The organism is Paenibacillus sp. FSL R5-0636, assembly GCF_037974255.1.
In the GTDB taxonomy this organism is placed as follows: domain Bacteria; phylum Bacillota; class Bacilli; order Paenibacillales; family Paenibacillaceae; genus Paenibacillus_AQ; species Paenibacillus_AQ odorifer.
This window is the reverse complement of sequence record NZ_CP150232.1, coordinates 3189474-3210913: the sequence shown is the minus strand read 5'-3', so window position 1 is coordinate 3210913 and position 21440 is coordinate 3189474. Positions and strand designations below refer to the sequence as shown.

Sequence of the window (21440 nt, the reverse complement as noted above, 5' to 3'; positions counted from 1 at the left end):
GCAATTGTTGGTGCTACGGTAGGCGTAGATGTCGGAGTGCCCGTTGTGATATCGGAGACATTGATATTGTCGAACTTCGCTGCTGTCTTATAAGCTACAAGTCCAATACCTCCTGCCGTCAAATTGTTATCGTGTGCATTTAACTGCAAAACATCATTCACATACATTTTAAGCGAATCTCCACTAAGCTCCAGCCTAACTGTATAGGCAGTTCCAGTGGTTATAGGAAAATCAGTTTTACTAGCCAGTGTTGAACTTGAACCATTCACCTTTTTTCGTATTTCAAGCGTCCCACCATTACTGTTAGATAGAGATGCAGCATAATAGTTATTTCCGTCAACATAGCGCCCGCACACATAAGTTCGATTAGTTCCATTGAAATTATCAATCTTCACATCGGCTTGAACACTGTAATCTGTCCACGTGTTACTACCGGAGAACGAACGTCCTTCGTTTTGACTGGATTGATAATACATATGATTGCCACTCTCTTCAACTACAGACCAAGTTCCTGTTGTACTCGTCCAATTGTCGGCATTTCCATTCTCAAAATCATTGCTAAAAATATTTGCTGCCTGTGCGGTAGGGTTACTCCATACCAAATTACCTAGAACCAGCGAAGTTGTAAGCGTAACCATAATTCCGAATGAAAATTGTCCTTTTAGTTTCACGTGAACATCTTCCTCCTTGTTTTTGTGATTTAAATAAAAAGCGAGGACATTCCTCCAATCCTGTGTCATCTATAACTCCAGCCTAATCTCAACTATAATTAATATTTTGAAGTTGTACAGCTACTTTGTGCCCATATTATTACATTTATTTAAATTAATATAAAAAACACCCTCGATCTCACTCGAGAGTGCCTTATCTATACCCTTAGTTTTGAATTAACGGTTTCAAAACCTTCAGTGAAGCTTGCAATTGCTCCGAACATTGTTCATACATTTTTTTAGCTTTTTCGTTATCTGTTGATAAACTGAACATCTCTAAATCAGCTTCACACTTTTTCAGCAAAGCATATAATTGTGGCTTATCCTGCGGCTGTGGGACTTTAAAGTTATCGGCATACAAATCGACTGTCAGCTCACCATAAGAATCAACTTGTCCAAGAAACACATTTTCAACAGTCAGACCCATTTTTTCAAGGGCACCATCAAGCCAGCTTCGCGTTAGATTTAGAGTATCTAATGGTTTGTCGAGCACTTTACCATCCATAATGACAACTTGTGACTCTTTCTCTGGAGCAACCTTTATACCCAATTGCTTAGGGGTTAGCGGCTGATTTTCACTCTTAAGTAAAACATTTATGGCTCCATCAGATTCCATAATCGCAAATTCCACTTCCGATATATTGAAAACGTCTTTTTTGCGTAACTCCTCCAGCAGTTCATCTGTGGTTAAACGTTCTTTTTTCATGTGATCTTCGAGAATTTTCCCGTCCTTAATTAGTACGGTAGACTTGAAATCAATAAAGTCTCTTGCTTTTTTACTCTTCATCTGAAGGTATTCGATCCCTAAAGAACAAGCTACCCATACAATCAGTGCAATGAGCCCTAAATGCCATAACTTATCCGTATCCAAAGAAATGTAAGCGGCTAAGCTGCCGACGGTTATCCCCGTAATATACTCGAAGAACGAGAGCTGCGATACTTGTCTCTTTCCCAGTAATTTTGTTAAAAAGAAAAGTACAACCACAGCAAAGAGCGTTCGAACTATAACCTCCAACCACTCCGGCATTACAAATACCCTCCTTTTTGAATCAAAGCTTGTTTACTAACACTCATTATTTGTCAATAAAGCCGCATTCACTCCGGAATTTCACTACTTATTTATGGAAAATCCTCTATTACTACAAACATGAATTTTTTTCCTGCATAACGATAGATGCATTTGAGGACAATAGCAATCGTCATGCTAATAATCCAACACAGAGGAGAGAAACTCAATGACAGTAGCCTCACAAGTAAAAACATGTTTATCTTCTTTAAAAGGTGCTCAAGCCAGTCTTGAACAATTTGCACTAGAAACACAAAACGAGAGTGCAAAAACCTTGTTCACAAACGCAGCTGAGCAAACACAACAAATCGTAACTCAAGTAGAGAACCGGGTAACCGAATTAGAGTCCGAAGAGCCTCAATATAAAGGGTTCTAATTAAAGCTAAAGGGGTCTTAGGCTAGAAAAACTAGCTTTAAGACCCCTTTTCATCATGTACAATATTCGAACGAATGCCACGCTTGCCCTTATTAGCCGGAATAAGTATCTGAACAGAAGTGCCAATTCCGACACGACTAAAAATGGTTACGCCATACTCAGATCCATATTGCAGTTTAATCCGCTGATCCACATTACGGACCCCATAACCTGTATTCGTATGGCCCTTTGGATCAAAAATTTGATCAATACGTTCCTGTCTCATGCCGATTCCATCATCAATGATGCGGAACAGAATATCATTGCCCTCTTTACGCCCAACAATGCGTAAATGAATGTGGTCACCACACCAGGCGTGCTTCAGCACGTTCTCGATAAATGGTTGTAGAATCAGTTTTATGGTCTCATAAGGCCAGATTTCTGTATCAAAATCAAACATAACTTCCAGACGATCACCGTATTTAATTTTCTGAATTTCTAAATAAGCGTTTGCTTGTTCAATTTCAGTGGGGACCGGAATCATGGTACGTCCTTCATTAAGCGTCAGGCGATAAAACTTCGCTAATTCCAGCACCATCTGCTGCAGCTTTTCATTTTGACCAAACTTGGCTAATTGAATAATAGATGACAACGTATTATATAGGAAATGAGGATTGATTTGTGATTGTAGAATTTCAAGCTCTGCTTCCTTCTTCTGGAGCTGCGTCAAATATACTTCTTTAATCAACATATCGATATTCTCGCCCATATCATTTAACGCGGTTGCAATCTGAGAGAATTCATCCTTGCCTCGATAGGAAATACGCTTGTGAAGATCACCTTCCCGATAGGCATTCAGCACGTACACGAACTTATTAATCCGAATTGAAAAATATCGGGATATAAATATGCCGACAAAACTAAAGACAACACAACAGATGAGACACATTAAAATAATAAACAGTCGTACCTTCACTGCATCCTGTTCAAGTATCGTAATTGGAACTAGCGCGTTTAATTGCCAAGCTTGGTTAGAAACCGTAACTGTTTCACTAATCGTCAGGTAATCCTTATTAAGTTCGGCTTCATTGGTATAGTGCTCTGGTAGTTCTCCCGATTGGTACATCGTTCTTCCGAACTCGTTTTTTAAAATTAGAATACTTCCTTTTCCTATCTTCGTATAATTCACACTATTAAACAGATCTGGAATGCCTACATTAATCCGCAAGAAGCCAATCTCCTTAGGCACGAGAGGGTCGTATGTATCTATTAATCTACGGAGCAACGAGATCCGATTATTTTCTACATCGCGCTCGATCTGCCACCATTTCATAGTCTCCGCGTATTTCTCGGTTGGAAAATCATAATACCAGGATTTCCCTTCAATCCGTTTCATATGGTAAAGATGATAGAAGCTACTATTATCCAGATAGCCCTCAAGTGAATTCGAATAGATCTCAGGAATGGATTCATTCTTTAAAAATAGCGACATCCCAATCCTCATACCCGTTGATTGAATAGCTACGTCCAGCTTTGGAAGTACCTTCATAGACATCCTATCATAGTTTTCCCAGCCTTCTTCATAACTTCGCAGATTCCGATAGAAATCATAATCACTATATAATTGCGTTGATATCCGAATAACTTCCCCCATTTTATAATCAATATTATCGCGAATCTGCAACAACGTACCTTTAATATTCGAACTTGTATGCTCGCGTAATGAATCATTGTACATAGAGTGAGAGACAAAACCGATCACGGATACAGGGATAATAATGAAAAAAATATAGGTCAGCATTAATTTATACCCTATCGGCACATACTTATGTTTTCTTCTTGGTTGTTTCATGCAACATCATCCCCCATCACTTCTCCCGCTTACGATACTCCATAGGTGTCATACCATAGGCTTCTTTGAATTGTCTGCTGAAGTAAGGAAGATAACGGTAACCTACCTGGCTCGCGATTTCATAGATTTTACACTTCGGATCTTTCAAAAGCTTGCCTGCTTGTTCCATTCGCAGCTGAATGAGTACTTCGCTGAACGTTTTCCCAGTTTCCTCTTTAAATAGATATCCCAAATAGTTGGGTGAGAAAGAGAACTGCTGTGCAATATCCTTTAACGTAAAATTCTCGCTCATCTTATCCTTCATCATTTGCATAATTTCTCTAATCAGTTTATTGTTCACTGACTCTGTTTTGCTTCGTAGGTACTCGGATATTTCAAACGTTTTGAGTACAAGCCAAGAGCGTATATCACTGATCGTATCGAATTGAAGCAAAATATCTAAACTATGTAACTCCATACCTAAGATTTCAAATAAATCCTCGCTAACCTCCTTCAACTGCTGATCCAGCTTCCATATAATATACATGGCTAGATTATGAATCGTAAATTTAGATCTTAGACTACTCACGGATCTGAACAGCTTATCGATCTCATCATAAATAAGGACTAACTCATATTCTTTCATCGCTTTAAAAAGCGTATCCATACGGGTATCCAACGTACGGGCATCAATCATTCCAGGTTCGCTGCTAACCGTTTCATACATAATAAGTTTGCCTTTGCCAAGAAACATCTTTCCGTCAACGGCTTCCATAGCTTGCCGATAGGAGGTGTGGACCTGTTCCATAGCAAATGTAGGCTTCCCTACACCTACGGTCATAGTGACAGGAAATTTTGTACGAATCGAGTCATAAATTTCTTCAATAAACCTCTCCATCTCCTGTTCGTTAATCAACAACGCGATTCGATAAGACGATACCTTATAGCAATGAGGCATCCCGTGCTTCTGAGCAATTGTATTCACTTCATATAGAAAGTCCTTGGACATTAGATGTTTAGTTAGATTATCCTGTTCTTGAAACCAGTTGAAATAGTCCAGCTCCAAGACCGCCACACGTATAGGCCATTCCAGCTTATCCAGACCGTAGGATTTCATAAGCTTCAACATTCCAGCTTGAGTATCCCCCTCCCATTCCCCTTCAAACAAGCGGATCAACAAATCATTTTTGGCCATAGGAATCATATGCTGATAAGCTTCTTCAACGTCACGCCGTTTACTTTCATCATCTAAATCCTGCTTAACTTTCTGAAGTGCAGCAATAAGTTCCTTGTCATCCATTGGTTTAAGGACATAGCTATACGCTTTTAGCGAAAGCGCCTGTTTCACATAACTGAAATCCTGGTAACCGCTTACAAAAATCACACGTATATCGTTTTTTTTCTCTATGGCAATCCGAGCCAGCTCTAGACCCGACATATTCGGCATATTCACATCACTAACAATAATATCAATAACATGCTGTTCTAAAATATCGCATGCGGTAAACGCGTTATTCGCTGCCTCCACGACCTGCATACCCAGTTCATTCCAAGGAATGAATTGTCTCATGCCTTCAAGATCAAGCATCTCATCGTCTACTAATAATACGTTGTACATCAACACAATCCTCCTTTGAAATGTTTTTAAACCAACCTGCTGAATTCTACTAACCAATCTTTTTCAGTATACCATTCATTCTCTTACCTAACAGCTTATAAAGCAATGAGCACTAGAAATGGGACGTAAAAACGAAGGCTCGCTAAATAGCAAACCTTCGTATTACAAATTATTATTTACCTAAAGCTTTCTTATTTTCTGTCCATACTTTTGTTACATAATCGAGGAATTTCTCATAGCCAACCTTGATAGAATCTTCATGTGCTTTATCAAGAATTGCTAATGCTTCTACATCAGTCTTCGCATACATTGATTTTGCTCTTGCTGTTAACCAGATATCTCTGACACTTTGTCTAATAATACCTTCTTCACTGTCTGGAGCCGGATCCCAATTCAGGAACTCCGTAAAGTCACCTTGTGAAGCCCAAGTAACTTCCATCTGCCAACGGTTACTAAAGTCAATCTTGTCAGCTGGAAGGGTTTGCAACATCATTTTCTTTGTATTATCCAAGAAAACTGTATTACCTACCCATACCAAGTCACCGGCTTTTCCGCTAATTTCGGACAGAGCTTCTGGCTCATTCAGATACTTATCTTTATTAAATTTAGGAGTAAGTCCATCTGCTTCAAATCCATCCCAATAACCATCTGGTCCTGGAGGACCCCAGTTAAGAACCATAGAACCTTCTGGTCCTGTCATCCAGTCAAGCATAGCGAATACAGCCTCTGGATTTTTAGCGTTTTTAGTGATTGTAGCAACGTTCCAACCTAACTGATTGTACGTTCCTGGAGTAATCTTACTTTGATCCAAACCAGCTTTGTAAATCGGTTTAATAAACATATAACCAGCTTCTGGATCCGTCTTCTTCATCTCTTCATCAGCAGTGGCGAGCAATTTCATTGGATCAAAAGTCGCAATAACAGCAAACTTGCCATTCATCGCTTTCTCTCTAATTTGATCTTCTGTTTGTGTATTCGCATCCTGCGTCATTAGCTTCTCACGCATTAATTTAGCAGCAAATACAACAGACTCACGGAATCCTTCATCCTTGTATATCGAACCCATTTTGTCGCCATCAGGTACGGCGTATATTCTAGTATACGACAGATTATTCTCTTTAAAAGAGGAAAATAACTGGTCAATTCCGTTACCATCTCTCGCTAAGCCTGTCTCGAACGGAATAACGTCAGGGAACTTCGCCTTAACAGCATTTAAATATGCATACAAATCATCTGTCGTTTCTAGCTTAGGAGAACCAAGCTCTTTGTAAATCTTCTTATTAATAGCATAACCGGCATTTCCGTTTGGTTGAGTTGTATAATAATTCGGCAGCTGATAAATCTTCCCATCAGGGGAACGAAGTAATTCCAAATGTCCAGATGTTAGGTATTTCTTAAAGTTTGGATATTTATCAATATATTCATCTAAAGGAACTAGCATATCCGCTTGGCGAAGACGTTCTACGTCAGCACCTTTCTCGGTCCACACAATATCCGGCAGCTCGTTACCAACGATCATCGTTTGCAGCTTTTGAGCGTTATTACCACCAGAGCTAATTCCTGTGACATTAATCTTCAGATTATCTAAAATCCATTTAGAAGCAGCATCTTTGCCCCATTTCGGCATTTGATACCAGCCGTAATTTCCGTAGAATGAGACTTCAAGCGGTTCTTTCCCTAATTCATACAAATCAGCCGCGGGAGCTTCAGTTGCTGTGTTGACCGCTGTTCCTCCTTCTTTCTCTGGTTCAGCAGTTGCCGCTGGAGCGCTTGAATTGTTGCCACTACAACCCGCCACCAAAGTCGTTAATAGCAAGGTAGACATCATACCGAGAAGCATCTTTCTCTTAGTCTTCAATGTATTTTCCCCTTTCAATTTGTAATCTATGTTCAAAGCAATACGCTCTAAACCCAATCTCATTCTATCATCCTACTCTTTCAATGATCCGACCAAGACCCCTTTAACGAAGAATCTTTGTAGGAATGGATACACACATACAATCGGAATGGTTGCAACCATAATCGTAGCCATCGTTAATGACTTCGAGGTTATTTTCTTAGCCGAGTTAATATGAGCAATGGAGCTTGCATCTACATTAGACAGCTGTTCTGAAGCAATATTAGAGAACAGTATCTGTCTTAAGATGGTCTGAATCGGCATTAACTCCTCTTTCGTAATGTAAATACTCGCTACGAACCACTCATTCCAGTGATTTACTGCTGTGAATAAAGATAATGTTGCTATAACTGGCCCCGACAAAGGAAGTACGATGCGGACAAAAGTCCCCCAATACCCGCAACCGTCAATCTTTGCTGACTCCTCTAAACCTTGTGGAAGACCTTGAAAGAAGGTCCGGAATATGATCATATTCCATACGCTGACCAGTGCAGGAATAATAAACACCCAAAATGAGTTGAAGAGACCTAAACTTCTGATAAGCATGTATGACGGAATCAGTCCCCCACCGAAATACATAGTAATGATACACATAATCATGTAGTATTTGCGACCCATCAGTTCACGCTTCGACATTCCATAAGCGAATATCGAAGTGGCCAGTATCGCTGTTACTGTACCGATTACCGTCCGCAATGTAGCAATGACGAATCCACCCATTAGACGAGAATCTTCAAAAACGATCTTATAATTCTCAAGCGTGAACTCACGGACCCAGAAAGTAACTCCACCTTTCGAAGTATCCATCCCCTCATTAAAGGAAATAACAAGTGAGTTCCAAAATGGATAAAAGGCGGAAAATGCCAGTAAAGTCAAGAATACATATATGAATCCTATAAATATTCGATCTCCTATATTAATACGTTTCATAGTTTGGTCCCCCTATATTGAGTAATTCATTACCACAAGCTGTTCCCTGCTCTTCTGGCAATGAAGTTGGCAAAGGTAAGTAATGTCACGCTGATCACGGCCTTAAACAATCCGATAGCAGTCGCATAGGAGTACCTGAAATTGTCTATACCGACACGTACAACATATACATCAACTGAATCTGACACTTCTCGTAGTGCTGGATTAGAAGCTAGGATCAAAATATCTTCGAATCCTGCATTCACCAGATTTCCGATTGCCAAAATCATAAAGATGATTACAACTGGCATAATTGAAGGCAACGTAATCAAATATATCTGTTTAAACCGACTTGCACCATCCATCGAAGCCGCTTCATATAAATGCGGGTCAATACCAGCAATGGCAGCTAAATAGACGATTGAAGCAAATCCAATTTCTTTCCATACATTGGTTGTAACTAGTATGCCCCAGAAATATTCTGTCATGGAAAGGAAGTTGATCGGTTCATCAATAAATTTCAATTTCTCAAGCAGCATATTTATACTGCCGTTATCTACAGATAACATCGAGGTAACCATTGAGCCGATAACTACCCAAGATAAGAAGTGAGGCAAATATGTAACGGTCTGAATAACCCGTTTAAAGAACATCTTACGAACTTCGTTCAGCATTAACGCCAAAATAATCGGTGCAGGAAATCCAAAACAAAATTTCAGTAAGCTGATGATGATTGTATTTTTCATAACCACTTCAAATTCAGGTGCATTAAAAAAGTAAATAAAGTGCTTAAAGCCAACCCAGTCACTGCTAATAAAACTATTCCCTAACTTGTAATCCTGGAATGCAATTAGAATCCCGTACATGGGGATATAGGCAAAAATAAAAACTAGAACAAGTGCTGGTAATACCATAAGCTGTAGATCTATTTGCTTAAAAAAGCGTCTGATCCCGCTAGTTCGTTGCTTGTTGAGATTCGGTCCGGATCTCTTGTCTGGTGCGACGCTTGCGTTCGCCATAGGTGAATCCTCCTTGTGATGATTTTGAAGATATGTACAGATAATTGATGTCCTTTCTCCCTCCGCTATAGTTGCAACATTTATAAAATAATCATAAGGTTTAAGCGCTTTCAAAAATATATGACAAAACAACTATTATTGATACTTTGACACTCTCTTGCATTAGCTCGTCTCATATTCCTTAAGCTTGAATAAAAAAAGACACATACAGAGATAACATCTGCATGTGTCTTTGACTTTCTCCTTAATTAGCAAGAGTACTCAGTATTTCTTCATTTATCTTTTCAGTAATTACTTTTTGGACCTTCCCATTATCCAGATAAACAATAGAAGGAACTGAATCTATTCCTAGCTTGGCGGCAAGTCCGGGTGACTTATATACATCTACCTTTGTGACCCTGACATCCGAATGGGATTGCTCAAATCCTTCAATAAGAGGCAATAACTCCCGACAGGAAGGATCTGTGGCATTCCATAAATAAACAACAGATGCTTTGCCTTGATTCAGAATTTGATGCTCATACACCTCACATTCAGATATATACTTCTCTGCACCATACCCTGCAATGGCACCATCGCCAACAGCGGTAGCAACTTGTTTTAGAAACTTATCGCACACATCTCCTGCTGCAAAGACCCCAGGGATATTCGTTTCCATTTTCTCATTAATAAGTATATATCCATTACGATTCAAATCTACTACCCCTGATAAAACTTCTGTGTTCGGGGTGTATCCAATAAATAAGAAACATGAATCGACCTTTACGTTTTGCAGTTCATTAGATTTTAAATTTTTCAGGACGACGGAATTTAAACGTTCCTCACCTTCGAAAGAATTTACCACCGTATTCCACATGAATTCCATTTTAGGGTTTTCTAGTGCCTGCGTTTTGGCAATTTCATTGCAATCCATTTTCCCATGATCATGCATGACAGATACGATCACTTTATCAGCAAACTTAGTCAGAAACATCCCTTCCTCAATAGCTGCATCACCACTGCCAACGACCATAACTGTTTTCCCCGTATTTGCCGCAGCGTCACAGGTTGCACAGAAGGAAATCCCTTTATCATATAAGAACATATCTTCATTAGCTGCACCTGTAATTCTTGGTTTTCCTCCACTGGCTATGATAATGACTTTACACTCATATCGTACCCGAAAGGTCTCCACTACTTTAATGTCTTCTGCTACCGAGACAGATTTGACATCTGTCATTTTGAAATCAACACCAAATTTTTTGGCTTGTTTATGAAATAATCCCATAAGGTCTGTTCCGGTCGTTCCTTCAGGAAAACCAGGATAATTTTCTATTTCATTAGTATAAGTCGCAAGACCGCCTACCAGCGATTTTTCCAAAAGGAGTGTCTTCAATTTTGCTCGTCCACAATAGATCCCTGCTGTTAATCCAGCAGCCCCGCCACCGATAATGACGACATCATACTGTTCTGTCTTCTTTTCCATTTCAATTGTCCCTCCTGTGTAGATTTTGATTTCAATAAAATAGGCTGACTCTCGTCAGCACTATAAGCTCAGCCTATTTCACTTTTACATAAAGAATTTGGCTAATAATTTACTGCCTATAAATGCACCAACCAGCAGGAACAATCCAAAAATCCAGCCTGAAAGCGATAAAGAAGCTATAGCCGTAAATAATGCACCTATATTACATCCATTAGCCAGTCTAGCTCCGTACCCCATGAGCAACCCACCAAGTACAGCCGCCACTACCTGCTTTTTGGACTTAATTTTCTTAAGCTTGAACTCGGAAGCAAACAATGTCGCTGCTAATGCACCTAAGATAATCCCTACATTTCGAATGGACCCACCATCATTTAAAAATCCGGAAGATAATGTTTTTTGAGCTTTCTCCGTACTAAAGTAAGCCCAGTTATCTACATTTCCTCCTACCAGTCGATACGCCCAAGCTCCCCAGTCCGCGAAGGCGCTGGTTACTCCCCATCCTTTTGAGAAAACAGCCAGATGTGCTGTAGCGAACACAGCCAGAAGTACAGCTCCAGTTACATAAGTAAACGGTTCTTTGAGCAATTGCTTGTAAAAGCGGTTAGACGATATCTTCAACCAGAATTCGTTCACCGTTTCATTCACCGTCCTTTCCTACTCAGCGATCCTATTTTACCTTCTCAATAACAACTTCCCACTCGCCATCATCGACCTCTTCGATTTCCACATTATGTCCCTGTTTTCTCGCCCATTCTGGTACGTTTTTCATTGCGCAACTATGATCAATAGCAACAACTAAAACGTCTCCAACATTTAGTTCAGTCATCTTCTTTTCTGTTCTCATTAACGGTACCGGACAAGCTTCTCCCATGCAATCAAGTGTGAATTCAGCCATCTTAAAAACCACCTTTATATTTTTTTGATACCAATAGTGAAAATATTCACGTAATAACTTATACTAATCTGCGCTTCCCATCTTTTTCTCTTGCCATTTAACTGCAGCGATGTACAACAGAAGAATGATCAGGAACTGAACAACTAGTGCTCCAAGCCAACCAAAGACGTCTGGTAAAAATACTGTTGGTGCATCCTTTATAACGTTAGCTCTCCACCAACCCATATCATGTGATCCCCAAAGTGAACCAATGATAAAAAATACAAGCGACAGCATCTGCATTGTGAACCCTTCACCTACACGCATCAATGTACCCGAAGCGCAACCACCTGCAATAACCATGCCAATTCCAAATAATACAGCGCCAATTATCAAAGCAAAACTGATTTGACCCACATTGTCCATCCCAGGAATCGGTTTACCTTCCAGGAACGCTGGATACTTAATGGCTGTAAATCCGATCGTAGCGAGAGAAAATGCTATCAGTACAGCTCTTGTTACCGATGTGCTGCCTGTAATACATGGATCTCTAAGTGATGCAGTAAAGCAGAATCGTGATCTTTGCAAAATAACGCCAAACGAAATACCGAAAAGCAGGTAGACAACCATTTTATCGTGGGAATGGTCTAGGAAAAAACCAAACCCAATAATGAGAACTGTAACCAGCAACGCGATGGGCAACTGACTCTTTTTAGGTTTTCTAGGAGCTCTGGTTCGGGTTGATTTCGTTTCGGGACTTACGGTTTGCCCCATAGTCTAACACCTCCATCGTTTTATGTAATTGACTATGTGAAAATAGTAACATACTTATTCGAGCTGTGGTTATCTGCTTTCTTTATGCTGTATAAGTGTTACTAATGGCACAGATGGAGCGTAATCAAGTATGCTATAGTGTGCACTAACAGCGGGCAACAGGAGGAATAAGTATGAATATGGAAACGCTTAAATTATTTTTAGATATTGCTTCGTTAAAAAGTATATCTAAAGCCGCTCAGAAATCTCATATCACCCAATCCGCACTTAGTCAGCAGTTGAAATCCTGGGAGAATACCCTGGGTTCTGAGCTTTTTGTGAGAAGTAATAAAGGGGCCAGCCTTACAGAAGCAGGGATTATAGCGGAGAAGTATGCAGAGCAAATCTGTAAATTATATGATGATATGGTCACAGAAATCAATCATTTACAGCCAACACAACATGAGCTGTCTATTTATGCGATTCCAGAAGTCTGTAATTATGCCCTGCCCTGTACCTTATATGAGGTAAAAAAGCATTTTCCCAATTGCCATATCACTCTAAACGAAGGGGCATCGTCACTAGTAGAGGAACGTTTGCTTCTTGAAGAAGGTGATGTTGGCTTTATTTCCGGGCCTTCCCCGAAATCTGAATTATGCTCCAATATGGTATTTTCTGATCAAGTTATGTTAGTGGCAAGCAGTACGACCGTATGTCCTGATAAAATCACACTGAATGAGCTCCCTAAATATCCGTTAATCTGGTCCTCACAGCTTCATTGTGTGCAAAGGGCTTTGAACAACATATCTGCAGGGGAGCTTAAATTAAATATACTGTTTAATCTGGACTCCATTGAGGCGGTAAAGCTTGCTGCTATTAGAGGACATGGTGTCGCCTTTCTCCCTTATATGTCCATAAAAAAAGAGTTGTATAGTAAACAACTCAAGATCATTCATATTGATCAGTTCCAGGTAAATAACGATGTCTACATGGTAAAAAAACACAATCAGCGTTGTGACAATGATACGAAACAATTAATTCGTTATATAGAAAAGACATTGATTGATACATTATGTTGAACTTATAGCTCAATCGTAATCTCCCATACCCCATTAATGACTTCTTGAATGGAACATTTTAGATTTGAACCACGACAGTAATCCGTGATAGAAACTTTCGCGCAGCTATGATCAGTAACCAGCATCACTTTTTCGCCATTTTGAATGGCTTTTTGATGTTTTTTTAACATCATTACTGGTACTGGGCAGATTTCTCCCAGACAATCAATTTCAATCATGAGGTTACCTCCATTCCATAGATCATTAAAGTTCTAATAATGACCCAGCATTATTTTCTTCACAAAAGGAGTTGATCTAACTCTTCTAACTGGGTATCACTAAGACTCCGTACACTCCAAGTGAGTATATTTTATCATTTCCCTAAATCTACCTCCCCCACAAACACCGCAGTTCCAGAAATAAACACATCCATTCTATCAGAATCTAGTCGGTACACTTCTACATTTACTTTCCCATCTCTACCGATTTCTTGTCCTTGTTCTACATCAAATTGGATTGAGTCCATGTGCGGATTAATATATTTTAAATAATAAGCCCCCATAACTCCCGATGCTGTACCTGTTACTGGATCTTCAACGGTTCCCGAAAAAGGCGATGAGAAATGTCTGGCGTGCATTAAAGCGTGCGTATCAAGCGTGTGGAGTGAAAATGGGTGTATCGATGCTTTTGGAAGCTGCGTTAAAATCTCCGGAAACAACTCGTTTATCGGTTTCATTTTATTAAAGCTATCTATACTCTTAATTGGAACTAATAGAGTCCATGCGCCAGTACAGCCATAAACAATCGGCATATCCTCATCAAATTCGTCAACTGTTAAGCCTAAAGCATGGGCAAGCTTAGCTCTATCACCGTCAAATTCAATAAACTCGGGATGATCTTGCTTCATTTTTATAAGTAAATGATCATTGTTGTCCATACTGAATTGAATCGGGAGCACACCCACGTTTGTTTCGATCTTTACCGAGCTTGCCTCTCCAAGGATACCCTTTGTTTTTAAAGCAAATAAAGAAGCCATAGTTGCATGCCCACAAAGATTGATCTCATGGCCTGGCGTAAAATACTTAAGCCTTAAATCAGCTACATCCGATGAGACTACAAAAACTGTTTCATTAAAACCGACCTTATGAGCTATTGATTGCATGTCACTTTCGCTCAAATGAGCCGCATCTAATACTACACCAGCTGGATTTCCTTTGTTCGGATAAGGAGAAAACGCATCATAATGAAGCACTTTGATGTTGTTCACTGGTACGTCTCCTTTATTAAAGATTTATGAAGGTTGGATGACTGAGTATAATAATTCAGCAGTGAATATCCTAACTCTTGGCGTTCACTATTTTTTATTTCATCATCATAGCAAGTTTCATTGATAGCCTAATGGGGAGTGCAGGATTACCCATCTGGTTTAGATCCCCCACAATGAATAAATTTTTAATAGGATAAAAAAAGGCAAACGAACCTGTTGAACCGGAGTGCCCTAGTAACTCACCTTTCCCCATGTAAAGCGTGGACAAGCCATCCAAAGGAATTCTCATATAGCCGCTGCTATAGTAAATAGGTCCCATCGATAATTGAAGTTTATTAGAAGCCGATAGCATCTTAAACAACTCATTTTTAAATAGCATCCCACCAAAGAAAGCTTTGATAAATATCATTAATTCACGAGCTGTGGTGATACATCCTCCACTCGCACGACAACTCCTAATAAATTTGGAACGGTTAATTGATTTATTTTGATAAAAGATATTCGGTACAAAATCGTTGTCACCTTCAGGGAGATATGTACTTACGAGTGACAGGGGATCAAATATGAACCGCTTATAGACTTCTGCTAATGTTGACTGCTCTACCTTCTCAATGATTTCACCTAGTAAATCAAAATTTATATCCGCATAATATGCTTTTCGTTTGGTACGAGGCATAAAATGAGGCTTCAATTTTTTAATTAATGCAATCTGTTCCTCGAAGGTAATATAATAATCCTCCTTAATCGCACGACGCTTGTCATTCTCTTTTCCTTCTTCAAATACATCTGGCAAGCCACTAACCTGAAACAATAAATCGGATATTGTCAGGTCAAACGAATAATCATTACCACCAAAGACATGAAGACCACTTAACACAGCGTTATCAAAATACTGTGTAACCTTGTCATCCAACGACAGTTTACCTCGCTCTTGTAGGGCCAAAATACAGGTGGTGGTAAACAGCTTGGTGATGCTGGCCATTAGCAAAGGTGAGTCTATATTCTTCTCCCCATATCCAATATTATAGGAGTAGTCGCCATCTGTATTCTCAATGTATAGGACGCCTTCGTGAATGTGACGTGAGCTTATCGTTTTTTTAAAGGCTTGTTCTATCTTTTGTGATGTATTAGTTGTCATAGATCATCCTTTCCTCCGCTTCATTATCCAAATAATTAATAAGACAATAACCGATGTTCCCAATAAGAAATACATCCAAATCGTTTTTTCAACCAATTCATCATTGGGATAATGGCCTTTATTATAAGCTTTTACAAAGATACCCTCTTGGGTCTTAATAGCAATAAAATCTTTTGGATCGGTATTGATAATTGAATAGTAGGGCGTACCTTTAGGATAAATATTCGAGAAATTCCCCCTGTACGTTCCTTCCTCATCGGAATATTTAGTTACATGCCCTATCTTCTTATCGATTTCTTCCGAGGGGATGAGTTCATCATCTGATATTTCGTAGATGTCACCTGAATAAACAACAAACGAACCGGCCCAATCCGCGGAGACCGCATGTAATGGCGATAAAGCAATTATAGCTAGAATTACAATAATGAATTTCTTCATCTCAACCTCCTAGCTTTGGGATTCGATTGATTTATAGATTGTTTTGAACTCTTTTCCATTATTTAATCCATCAATAAGCTCTACTAAACCTGACTTTCCAACGATTCCAAACCATCTATTAATTTCTGAATGGGCGATCTCATAATTTTCTTTTACATGTGAGGGTTCATAAAAGACATCTCTACTACTTAGCTCATTTATCTTGTCAAAACTTATAAACTTATCGCTGTTATATCTATAGTCAACTAAGGTAGCCAAACCTTCATCAAACCACACCGGAACATCATCCTTATTCTTCAACCTCTTTCTTAACTCACTATGCATCAATTCATGGGCGATTACATCCGCGTTAAATCCGTCTGGACCAATAACAATGTAATTTCCCCAATAAGTATAATAAGTCTGGCCCGTTCGATTCTTCTGAGCATACTTCTCAAGAGCGTGTGGAGATTGAACAAAAAGAAGGGTTGGATTGTCTTGTAAATCTTCGAAGAACCCAGAAACTCTCTCCCTCGATTGTTCGAAATCGTTCAAAAGTATCGTTGTTGTGACCTCTGAAATATCTGGTTCTACATAAATATGCTCACCTTGCTTCTCCATACTAGAAAAGTCTACCATCATTGCATTAACAGGTTGAGGATTTATCATATAGACTACAATCAGCATCAGAAGTAAAAATGAAAGAAATGCGGAGATGATTATGAGTTTCTTTCTTCTTTTGATCATAGGGATTAACTCCTTACGGTTTAGATACAAAGAGATTTCCGATAAATATATTTATGATCCTCATCCATATCCGATGATTTCATATATCCCACACTGCGCCAAAACCTTTCATTTGCATCATTAGTCGGGGTTAACTCGATATACTTTGCACCGTCTGCATAAACATGTTTTTCGACCATTGAATAGGCAAATTCACCATACCCTAAATTCCGATACATAGGTTCAATATAATACTCCATTAAAAAACACTTTCCACCCTCATTAAAATAAGTAACATACATTAAAAATCCAAGCATAGTACCGTCCTTATGTATAAGAAACAAATTTAAAGGATTTATTTCTCTTGTTCTTAGCTCTTCAATGATCTCTCTATACTCGTCTGAATAAAAGTAATCCAGGTCAAAATCATCGCCCATAGATACATGGAGAGATAATTCTTTTATGTAACTATTAAAGAGTCCCCAAAATATATCCACATCCGATTGATCTTTTACTACAAAAATCTCTAACTGGGTCGTATTCATTTCAACCTCCTTAATCATAGTTTTTAATAAAAATCTTAAACGAGCTTTCAATAGCGTCAAAATCAGTCGAGCCAATAATTTGATCCATAACCTTGCCATCAGAGTTTATAAAAAACAACGCAGGAAAAGCTTGTTCACCAAATTGTTTATGGAGATCACCTGTTTCATCTAGGAGAACGGGATACTTAATGTTGTAATTCGCCACGTATTGTTCTACATCAGAAAGATCATCTTGATAAAGCAAATTGATTCCGTATATGTTCACTCTATTTTTATATTTCTCATACAATGAGACAATCTTAGGAGCGTCGTCATTACAATATGGACACCATGAGGTGAAAAATACGAATACAGTGGGTTTCTTCGAGAAGTCCACTTGTATTTTGTTTCCATTCGCCAACTCTTTTATTTCAATGTTCTCAGGACTTTTAATGGGTTTTGCAGAGTTGTTTACCACGACAAATATAATCGAGCTTAATGCAATCAAAAATATAAATGTACTTACAATAATAGATATTTTCTTCAAAAATAATCCGTCCTTTTATACTTCCTTAGTTACATTAAGTTTTTTCCATTTGCGAATCTTAGAACGAAAAGTCTTAAACGGTGCTACTGAATTAATATGAATCCATTTGACCATAGGCCATCTTGGATTGTTTCCTGTCCATTTCCGCACGCCTTGCGTAAAAAGTTCTTCATCACTTAAAGAATCAATCCAGTTCTGCCACTGATGTTCTGTCTCTTGAAATAAAGATCTTAACTCGTCTAATGAGTAGGCAGCATATGTATGATAAAACGATTGATATAATCCGCCAAGTTGATTCCATTTATAATCCGGGGAAGGTGTAATAACGGTTAACCCTGCTTTTTCATCCTTATCCCATTTCATAACAAGATTCAACCAGCCCAATTGATAAGCAATGATTTCTGCTGGGGTTCGATCAACCCCTTCCATACGATTGTCTCTTTGGGAGTTCTCAATGCCATCAAATTCTTGATCAAGAGACTGATAGGCAATATGAATCGCATCTTTCAATTCTTCTTTTGATAGATAATCGGTTGACATCATACCCCTCCTTTAAATCACTTTATTAAATTACTTTACAAATGTATTAAGTACTCGCTCTGATTTCAATAAATATGCAGTCCAAATTGCACAAGTAAACGCTGACCTAATGATCCTTTTGAGTGAATCTCCATTTCCAAGTTCTCTGGCAAGAGGAATTTGATAAAGAAGTACAACATCAATGATTCCTACTACAGGGATTGCAATATAGAAAATAATCAATAACCGTGGTAAAAATGCTTTTTTTCTGTAGAAATTAATTAGAATATATACACTAAACGCTAATATAGCTATATTGAAAGTGGTTTCAAAAACAATTATAAATCCCCACAAGGGATGATAGAAATCCGAACCTTTAGAAGTAAAAGCAGTCCAGATATCGGCATCAAATGCTGTAAAAGAATCCTGAAAAAGCTGCATCAACTGAATGATAATCGTCCCATAAAGACCGATTTGTACAAGAATCAACCATCCCCCAAGTCCTGATACCCCTAATGGTTTATAATCATTTTTCTTTTCGTTTAAATTAGTTTCCACGTCAACTCTCCCTGTTTATCATCTATCACTGCTATTTATCCATAATATCCCTAAACAATTGTTCTTTTTCTTCATCTAGATCCTGATAAATCCCTAAATAATCAAAGATTTCAAATGAAAAATCAACAAATGCACGGCCTTTAGCAGTAATGATATGTTCATCTCTAACTACTCTCTTATCAACATAATTGTCTCTTGGAAATGGATCCTCTACATTAAGTTTACTGATTCTTTCCACTGAACACGAAGTAGTGAATTTACAATGGTCTAAAATGCCCGCTCGTCCTAAATACTGTGGTCCATGACATATGGCTGCCAGCATCTTCTCTTCTCGATCAAGATGGTTTATCAGATCAGTTAAATCCTGTTTTTGATTTACAATCGGACCTCCGGGAAAAATTAGCCCTTCAATATCATTAAGCTTAACTGCTTCTTTGAGGACCAAATCAGGTTGATAAGTCAGACCAGATTCGCTAACTACAGATTCATAACTGTATCCTACGGATAACACTTCTTTTTTTCCAACATTTCTAATCTTATGTAGTGCCAAGGTAATCTCAAAATCCGCAAAATCATCAGATATGAAGCAAAGAATTTTGCCCATCGCACACTCCACCTTTTTTACAAAGTGATTTTATCGCCCACAACAATACACTTACTGTTACTGCCATGCCCAATCTCAGCTGTCTTTATGATAGGAATGGAGGTGGAATGGCTAATTTCCTTCACATACGCTTCTACTATCGGAAATTCATTAAAGTTCTCTAGTTCTGAAAATGACCCTAGAATCAATCCAGCACAAGCATCAAAATATTTCAATTGCTGGAGCTGAGCAAAAAAGGAGACTATTTTGTTAGCTCTGCCACTTAAACTCTCCAACAATAATATTTTGTCCGAAGGATCCGGAAAATAGCTTGTCCCTGCCAGCTTCAAAAAGCAGCGAATATTCCCTCCGATTACTATCCCGCTCATCTGGTTACCACGGACCCAATGATACCGGAAATCGTAAAGATCGTTTTGCCCCTCGAAGAATGTTCGATAAAAAGCCCTCTGCTGCTCTGCCCCATCAGAAGACACTAAATTCATCAACTGATAATGATAGGATTTCGAATTATTTTGCGTAAATAAAGCGTTCAAAATAACTGACAAATCACTCATTCCAAAAAAGGGTTTGGGGTTCATACGGATACTTTCGTAGTCTATGTACTCTAAGATTTGGTTGGCAGAATCCCCACCTGAAATATCGAATATCGCGCTAATTTCAGTATTTTTAAATAGTTGATTCAGCTCCGCTGCCCTTTCCTTTGGATTTCCACTGAAATAACCATCTTTTCTAAACAAAGTATTAGCCACCACTACATGGAGTCCAAATGAATGCAAAACTTTTTTTAATTCCTCTACTTTAGGTAGGTTCTCTACTCTCACACCATCTGAACAAGCAATCAGTCCGACTTTATTCCCGTGTGTGAATTTTAAGGATGTGTTCATTTTAATAATCCTTTCGATTCTACTTTTTAGTTTAATCACCGCAAATTTACGATCATATTTACACCATACCATATTTAGGGAGTTGAATCATTTTCTTCTTGAAATTATGAAACCACAACATGGTAATATAAGTATAATAATGCAAGATCAAATACATTGGGGGTGTACTAATGCGTAAATCACCGTTGATATTGAGTATGATATTATTATCTCTTGCGTTAATTATCGGATGTAGTTCAGAGGTAGATGATGCCACTAAAGCCGCAGAGAAATATAAAAATGTAGAATATACCGTCAAGGCTTCTGAGGATTTAATGTCTGATGAATCCATTCTTGCGCGAAATGAAGAGATGAAACCGTATTTTACAGAATACTTTACTGAAAAGGCTATAGCGAGCCGAATTACAACTATCCCAATTAAAATCGCTGATAAACAAAAGCTTTCTTTAAAACCGGAAAACCTAAAATTTAACCTTTCCGAACAAAAAAAAGATATTATCGAGTTAAAATATACGGTGGATCTTGTCTTATTGGATAAGGATGACAAAGAAAGTAAACGTGTGCCTTTGGAAGGTATATTGACTCTCTTTGATGTGGACGGTAAATGGTTAGTGCAAGGGGATCGATTTGATACTGTAGCATTAATGAACTTGATTGATGGGTGAATTTGAATATCCTTCTTATTACAAAAAGCAGACTGC

Annotated in this window: 24 protein-coding genes; 3 read left to right on the top strand and 21 right to left on the bottom strand. The window is 38.5% G+C overall.

Annotated features, from left to right (window positions below):
- Nucleotides 1–876: 876 nt before the first annotated feature.
- Nucleotides 877–1737 (bottom strand): DUF421 domain-containing protein, encoded by an 861-nt coding sequence (locus tag MKX34_RS14595; RefSeq protein ID WP_036678238.1) that lies wholly within the window; start codon nt 1735–1737, stop codon nt 877–879.
- 208 nt (nt 1738–1945) lie between these two features.
- Here MKX34_RS14595 and MKX34_RS14590 point away from each other — a divergent pair, with 208 nt between their 5' ends.
- Nucleotides 1946–2152: a DUF1657 domain-containing protein gene (locus MKX34_RS14590; protein WP_036678243.1), complete on the top strand. Its 207-nt coding sequence runs from the start codon at nt 1946–1948 to the stop codon at nt 2150–2152.
- Nucleotides 2153–2189: 37 nt separating this feature from the next.
- Here the strand turns inward: MKX34_RS14590 and MKX34_RS14585 are convergent, their stop codons facing one another.
- The 9 genes from MKX34_RS14585 to MKX34_RS14545 form a co-directional block, all read right to left on the bottom strand.
- Nucleotides 2190–3983 (bottom strand): sensor histidine kinase, encoded by a 1794-nt coding sequence (locus tag MKX34_RS14585; protein ID WP_036678245.1) that lies wholly within the window; start codon nt 3981–3983, stop codon nt 2190–2192.
- A 16-nt stretch (nt 3984–3999) separates the two neighbouring features.
- Nucleotides 4000–5580: a response regulator gene (locus MKX34_RS14580; protein WP_036678246.1), complete on the bottom strand. Its 1581-nt coding sequence runs from the start codon at nt 5578–5580 to the stop codon at nt 4000–4002.
- A 172-nt stretch (nt 5581–5752) separates the two neighbouring features.
- Nucleotides 5753–7438 carry an extracellular solute-binding protein gene (locus MKX34_RS14575; protein ID WP_179089295.1) on the bottom strand — a complete coding sequence of 562 codons (1686 nt, stop codon included), beginning with the start codon at nt 7436–7438 and terminating at the stop codon, nt 5753–5755.
- Nucleotides 7439–7510: 72 nt separating this feature from the next.
- A complete protein-coding gene (locus MKX34_RS14570; protein ID WP_036678249.1) occupies nt 7511–8407 on the bottom strand; it encodes a carbohydrate ABC transporter permease in 897 nt (298 codons plus the stop codon).
- Between the two features lie 29 nt (nt 8408–8436).
- The gene (locus tag MKX34_RS14565) at nt 8437–9405 is read right to left on the bottom strand and encodes an ABC transporter permease subunit (RefSeq protein ID WP_036678250.1); all 969 of its coding nucleotides are present in this window, start codon (nt 9403–9405) and stop codon (nt 8437–8439) included.
- A 244-nt stretch (nt 9406–9649) separates the two neighbouring features.
- Nucleotides 9650–10870, bottom strand: coding sequence for an FAD-dependent oxidoreductase (locus MKX34_RS14560; protein WP_076105589.1), 1221 nt, complete (start codon nt 10868–10870; stop codon nt 9650–9652).
- Between the two features lie 84 nt (nt 10871–10954).
- Nucleotides 10955–11515, bottom strand: a complete 561-nt coding sequence (locus MKX34_RS14555) for a YeeE/YedE thiosulfate transporter family protein (protein ID WP_232061338.1) — start codon at nt 11513–11515, stop codon at nt 10955–10957.
- A gap of 22 nt (nt 11516–11537) precedes the next feature.
- Nucleotides 11538–11765 carry a sulfurtransferase TusA family protein gene (locus tag MKX34_RS14550; RefSeq protein WP_036678256.1) on the bottom strand — a complete coding sequence of 76 codons (228 nt, stop codon included), beginning with the start codon at nt 11763–11765 and terminating at the stop codon, nt 11538–11540.
- A 63-nt stretch (nt 11766–11828) separates the two neighbouring features.
- Nucleotides 11829–12518, bottom strand: a complete 690-nt coding sequence (locus MKX34_RS14545; protein WP_036678259.1) for a YeeE/YedE thiosulfate transporter family protein — start codon at nt 12516–12518, stop codon at nt 11829–11831.
- 173 nt (nt 12519–12691) lie between these two features.
- Here MKX34_RS14545 and MKX34_RS14540 point away from each other — a divergent pair, with 173 nt between their 5' ends.
- A complete protein-coding gene (locus tag MKX34_RS14540) occupies nt 12692–13576 on the top strand; it encodes a LysR family transcriptional regulator (RefSeq protein WP_036678261.1) in 885 nt (294 codons plus the stop codon).
- Nucleotides 13577–13578: 2 nt separating this feature from the next.
- Here MKX34_RS14540 and MKX34_RS14535 read toward each other — a convergent pair whose 3' ends face one another.
- The 11 genes from MKX34_RS14535 to MKX34_RS14485 form a co-directional block, all read right to left on the bottom strand.
- Nucleotides 13579–13794, bottom strand: a complete 216-nt coding sequence (locus MKX34_RS14535) for a sulfurtransferase TusA family protein (protein ID WP_036678264.1) — start codon at nt 13792–13794, stop codon at nt 13579–13581.
- Between the two features lie 134 nt (nt 13795–13928).
- Nucleotides 13929–14822, bottom strand: a complete 894-nt coding sequence (locus tag MKX34_RS14530; RefSeq protein ID WP_076296752.1) for a PhzF family phenazine biosynthesis isomerase — start codon at nt 14820–14822, stop codon at nt 13929–13931.
- Between the two features lie 94 nt (nt 14823–14916).
- Nucleotides 14917–15960 carry a serine hydrolase domain-containing protein gene (locus MKX34_RS14525; protein ID WP_036678270.1) on the bottom strand — a complete coding sequence of 348 codons (1044 nt, stop codon included), beginning with the start codon at nt 15958–15960 and terminating at the stop codon, nt 14917–14919.
- 3 nt (nt 15961–15963) lie between these two features.
- Entirely contained in the window at nt 15964–16398 is a 435-nt protein-coding gene (locus tag MKX34_RS14520; RefSeq protein ID WP_176462545.1) for a hypothetical protein, read from the bottom strand.
- Between the two features lie 9 nt (nt 16399–16407).
- Nucleotides 16408–17124, bottom strand: a complete 717-nt coding sequence (locus MKX34_RS14515; protein ID WP_076296753.1) for a hypothetical protein — start codon at nt 17122–17124, stop codon at nt 16408–16410.
- A gap of 20 nt (nt 17125–17144) precedes the next feature.
- A complete protein-coding gene (locus MKX34_RS14510) occupies nt 17145–17648 on the bottom strand; it encodes a GNAT family N-acetyltransferase (protein WP_076296754.1) in 504 nt (167 codons plus the stop codon).
- 10 nt (nt 17649–17658) lie between these two features.
- Entirely contained in the window at nt 17659–18174 is a 516-nt protein-coding gene (locus MKX34_RS14505) for a TlpA disulfide reductase family protein (protein WP_076296755.1), read from the bottom strand.
- Between the two features lie 15 nt (nt 18175–18189).
- Nucleotides 18190–18717 carry a ClbS/DfsB family four-helix bundle protein gene (locus tag MKX34_RS14500; protein WP_076141689.1) on the bottom strand — a complete coding sequence of 176 codons (528 nt, stop codon included), beginning with the start codon at nt 18715–18717 and terminating at the stop codon, nt 18190–18192.
- A gap of 27 nt (nt 18718–18744) precedes the next feature.
- The gene (locus MKX34_RS14495; RefSeq protein WP_076296756.1) at nt 18745–19251 is read right to left on the bottom strand and encodes a DUF2569 domain-containing protein; all 507 of its coding nucleotides are present in this window, start codon (nt 19249–19251) and stop codon (nt 18745–18747) included.
- Nucleotides 19252–19282: 31 nt separating this feature from the next.
- A complete protein-coding gene (locus MKX34_RS14490; RefSeq protein ID WP_076296757.1) occupies nt 19283–19855 on the bottom strand; it encodes a DJ-1/PfpI family protein in 573 nt (190 codons plus the stop codon).
- A 17-nt stretch (nt 19856–19872) separates the two neighbouring features.
- Complete coding sequence (locus MKX34_RS14485; RefSeq protein ID WP_076105583.1) at nt 19873–20739, bottom strand: S66 peptidase family protein; 867 nt, start codon at nt 20737–20739, stop codon at nt 19873–19875.
- Nucleotides 20740–20909: 170 nt separating this feature from the next.
- Here MKX34_RS14485 and MKX34_RS14480 point away from each other — a divergent pair, with 170 nt between their 5' ends.
- On the top strand, nt 20910–21404 hold the full coding sequence (locus MKX34_RS14480; RefSeq protein WP_076105582.1) for a hypothetical protein: 495 nt from the start codon (nt 20910–20912) through the stop codon (nt 21402–21404).
- Nucleotides 21405–21440 lie beyond the last annotated feature (36 nt).